The organism is Streptomyces sp. NPDC058955 (genome assembly GCF_042741435.1).
In the GTDB taxonomy this organism is placed as follows: Bacteria; Actinomycetota; Actinomycetes; order Streptomycetales; family Streptomycetaceae; genus Streptomyces.
In genome coordinates this window covers 49,737-53,670 of record NZ_JBHYKM010000034.1, presented here as the reverse complement: position 1 = coordinate 53,670, position 3,934 = coordinate 49,737, and the positions used below count along the sequence as shown (strand labels likewise).

General features: G+C 71.5%; 4 protein-coding genes. All 4 read left to right on the top strand.

All coding sequences use genetic code 11. The annotated features are described in order from the left end of the window. The first annotated feature begins 140 nt into the window (after positions 1-140). The 4 genes from gmk (at position 141) to metK (ending at position 3,811) form a co-directional block, all read left to right on the top strand. A complete protein-coding gene (gene gmk, locus ACFW1I_RS16035; RefSeq protein WP_031005589.1) occupies positions 141-704 on the top strand; it encodes a guanylate kinase in 564 nt (187 codons plus the stop codon). A 28-nt stretch (positions 705-732) separates the two neighbouring features. After that, a complete protein-coding gene (gene rpoZ / locus ACFW1I_RS16030) occupies positions 733-1,005 on the top strand; it encodes a DNA-directed RNA polymerase subunit omega (protein ID WP_030493615.1) in 273 nt (90 codons plus the stop codon). A 56-nt stretch (positions 1,006-1,061) separates the two neighbouring features. After that, positions 1,062-2,327, top strand: a complete 1,266-nt coding sequence (gene coaBC / locus ACFW1I_RS16025; protein ID WP_384670158.1) for a bifunctional phosphopantothenoylcysteine decarboxylase/phosphopantothenate--cysteine ligase CoaBC — start codon at positions 1,062-1,064, stop codon at positions 2,325-2,327. Between the two features lie 275 nt (positions 2,328-2,602). After that, positions 2,603-3,811: a methionine adenosyltransferase gene (gene metK, locus ACFW1I_RS16020; RefSeq protein WP_384670157.1), complete on the top strand. Its 1,209-nt coding sequence runs from the start codon at positions 2,603-2,605 to the stop codon at positions 3,809-3,811. The last annotated feature ends 123 nt before the right edge of the window (positions 3,812-3,934 follow it).

Below are 3,934 nucleotides of genomic sequence, written 5' to 3'. Positions count from 1 at the left end.
TGTCGGTGTCCTCGGCTCAAACCAGACCGCCACCCTGCCGCGCTTGTGCGGCGGCGCCGGCGCCTGATCCGGCGCCGGGGCCGGGGGCCGTACCGGGACATGCGTCCCGGGCACCCCGGCGATACTGGAATAATCGCTGCATGGCAGCAGAGGTACGTCCGCGGCTGACCGTGCTCTCCGGCCCCTCAGGGGTCGGCAAGAGCACGGTCGTCGCTCATATGCGCAAGGTCCACCCCGAGGTCTGGCTCTCGGTGTCGGCCACGACACGAAAGCCCCGCCCGGGCGAGAAGCACGGCGTCCAGTACTTCTTCGTCACGGACGACGAGTTCGACAAGCTGATCGCCAACGGTGAGCTCCTGGAGTGGGCCGAGTTCGCGGGCAACCGCTACGGCACGCCCCGCAGCGCGGTCGTCGAGCGCCTGGAGAAGGGCGAGCCCGTGCTCCTGGAGATCGAACTCCAGGGCGCGCGCCAGGTGAAGGAGTCCATGGCCGACTCCCGGCTGGTCTTCCTGGCCCCGCCGAGCTGGGAGGAGCTGGTCCGCCGGCTCACCGGCCGCGGCACCGAGTCGCCCGAGGTCATCGAACGGCGTCTGGCCGCCGCCAAGGTCGAACTCGCCGCCGAGTCGGAGTTCGACACCACGCTCGTCAACACCTCCGTCGAGGACGTCGCGCGCGAGCTGCTAACGTTGATGCACGTAGTCTGATCTTTTATCCATCTTCGGAAGGTAGAGCGTGTCCTCTTCCATCACCGCGCCCGAGGGCATCATCAACCCGCCGATCGACGAGCTGCTCGAGGCCACGGACTCGAAGTACAGCCTCGTGATCTACGCGGCCAAGCGCGCGCGTCAGATCAACGCGTACTACTCGCAGCTCGGTGAGGGCCTGCTGGAGTACGTCGGTCCCCTCGTCGACACCCACGTCCACGAGAAGCCGCTCTCGATCGCCCTGCGCGAGATCAACGCGGGTCTGCTGACCTCCGAGGCCGTCGAGGGCCCCGTTCAGTAAGCGTTGCGTTCGTCACCCCAGGCCCGGCGGTCCTTCCGCCGGGCCTGTGGTGTCTCATGGAGTCGTCCGCCAGCCGAGAACACGCAGCCGCGTGGGGAGAGACAACCGTGACCAAGCCGAAGGTCGTCCTGGGCGTGAGCGGCGGGATCGCCGCCTACAAGGCGTGCGAGCTGCTGCGCCGGCTCACCGAGTCGGGCCACGACGTCCGCGTCGTCCCCACCGACTCCGCGCTCCACTTCGTCGGCGCCGCCACCTGGTCCGCGCTCTCCGGCAACCCGGTCTCCACCGAGGTCTGGGACTCCGTCCACGAGGTCCCGCACGTCCGCATCGGCCAGGCCGCCGACCTCGTCGTCGTCGCCCCCGCCACCGCCGACATGCTCGCCAAGGCAGCCCACGGCCTCGCCGACGACCTCCTCGCCAACACGCTGCTCACCGCGCGCTGTCCGGTCGTCTTCGCCCCCGCCATGCACACCGAGATGTGGGAGCACCCGGCCACCCAGGAGAACGTGGCCACCCTCCGCCGCCGCGGCGCCGTCGTCATCGAGCCCGCCGTCGGCCGCCTCACCGGCGTCGACACCGGCAAGGGCCGGCTCCCCGACCCCGGCGAGATCTTCGACGTCTGCCGACGGATCCTCGCCCGCGGCGTCACCGCCCCGGACCTCGCCGGCCGCCACGTCGTGGTGAGCGCCGGCGGCACCCGCGAGCCCCTCGACCCGGTCCGCTACCTGGGCAACCGCTCCTCCGGCAAGCAGGGGTACGCCCTCGCCAAGGCCGCCGCCGCGCGCGGCGCCCGGGTCACCCTCGTCGAGTCCAACACCGGCCTGCCCGACCCGGCCGGCGTCGACGTCGTCCACACCGGCACCGCCGTCCAGCTCCGCGAGGCCGTCCTCAAGGCCGCCGCCGACGCCGACGCGGTCGTCATGGCCGCCGCCGTCGCCGACTTCCGCCCGGCCGCGTACGCCACCGGCAAGATCAAGAAGACCGACGACGGGGGAGCGCCGACCATCGAACTGGTCCGCAACCCCGACATCCTCGCCGAGCTCTCCGCCGACCGCGCCCTGCCCGGCCAGGTCGTCGTCGGCTTCGCCGCCGAGACCGACGACGTGCTCGCCAACGGACGCGCCAAGCTCGCCCGCAAGGGCTGCGACCTCCTCGTCGTCAACGAGGTCGGCGAGCGCAAGACCTTCGGCTCGGAGGAGAACGAGGCCGTGGTCCTCGCCGCCGACGGCACCGAGACCCCGGTCCCGTACGGCCCGAAGGAAGCCCTCGCCGAGACCGTCTGGGACCTCGTCCTGCCGCGCCTGCGGGAGCGGACCGCCTGACGGACGGCCCGGACCGGATGTTGACCGGATCCGGGCCCGATCCGGGGCGAGGGGCGCGCGAAACGCCGGGGTGCGAGTGATCTGCGCCCCATCCGGCACCCCGCTCCGGCCCCGTCCGTGGCCGGTTCGGGCCGCCACCGGCCATTCGCCAGGCGAGACACCTGGTCCAAGGTCCGACCTGGCCCGATAGACTGTCCGTGGAACGTCGCGGGGCGCAGCCCCCTGCCGGTCCGCGAAGAGAGTAGCCAGCAGCCGCTGCAACCCCAGGGAGCGTTGTGTCCCGTCGTCTGTTCACCTCGGAGTCCGTCACCGAGGGACACCCCGACAAGATCGCTGACCAGATCAGCGACACCATCCTCGACGCGCTGCTCCGGGAGGACCCCACCTCCCGCGTCGCCGTCGAGACGCTGATCACCACCGGCCTCGTGCACGTCGCCGGCGAGGTGACCACCAAGGCGTGGGCGGACATCCCCACCCTCGTCCGCAACAAGATCCTCGAGATCGGGTACGACTCCTCGAAGAAGGGCTTCGACGGCGCCTCCTGCGGCGTGTCGGTGTCCATCGGGTCGCAGTCCGCGGACATCGCGCAGGGTGTCGACACCGCCTACGAGCAGCGGGTCGAGGGCGACGAGGACGAGCTCGACAAGCAGGGCGCCGGCGACCAGGGCCTGATGTTCGGCTACGCCTCGGACGAGACCCCCGAGCTGATGCCGCTGCCGATCCACCTCGCGCACCGGCTCTCCCGCCGCCTCACCGAGGTCCGCAAGAACGGGACCATCCCGTACCTGCGCCCCGACGGCAAGACCCAGGTCACCATCGAGTACGACGGCGACAAGGCCGTCCGCCTCGACACGGTCGTCGTCTCCTCGCAGCACGCCTCGGACATCGACCTCGACTCGCTGCTCGCGCCCGACATCCGCGAGTTCGTCGTCGAGCACGTCCTGAAGGAGCTCGTCGAGGACGGCATCAAGCTCGACACCGAGGGCTACCGCCTGCTGGTCAACCCGACCGGACGCTTCGAGATCGGCGGCCCGATGGGCGACGCCGGCCTCACCGGCCGCAAGATCATCATCGACACGTACGGCGGCATGGCCCGCCACGGCGGCGGCGCCTTCTCCGGCAAGGACCCGTCCAAGGTCGACCGCTCGGCCGCCTACGCCATGCGCTGGGTCGCCAAGAACGTGGTCGCCGCGGGCCTCGCCGCCCGCTGCGAGGTCCAGGTCGCGTACGCCATCGGCAAGGCCGAGCCCGTCGGCCTCTTCGTCGAGACCTTCGGCACCAACACGGTCGAGACCGAGAAGATCGAGAACGCCATCGGCGAGGTCTTCGACCTCCGCCCGGCCGCGATCATCCGCGACCTCGACCTGCTCCGCCCGATCTACTCCCAGACCGCCGCCTACGGCCACTTCGGCCGCGAGCTGCCGGACTTCACCTGGGAGCGCACCGACCGCGTCGACGCCCTGAAGAAGGCCGCCGGCCTGTAAGGCGCACCGGAACACCACCGAGGCCCCGGGCCCCCGGCCGCGGGGGGCGGGCGCCGCGCTGGCCCCGGTTGGGGGGGGGGGGGGGGGTTTTGGGGGGGGGGGCGGGCGGAGGTGTATAGCCCG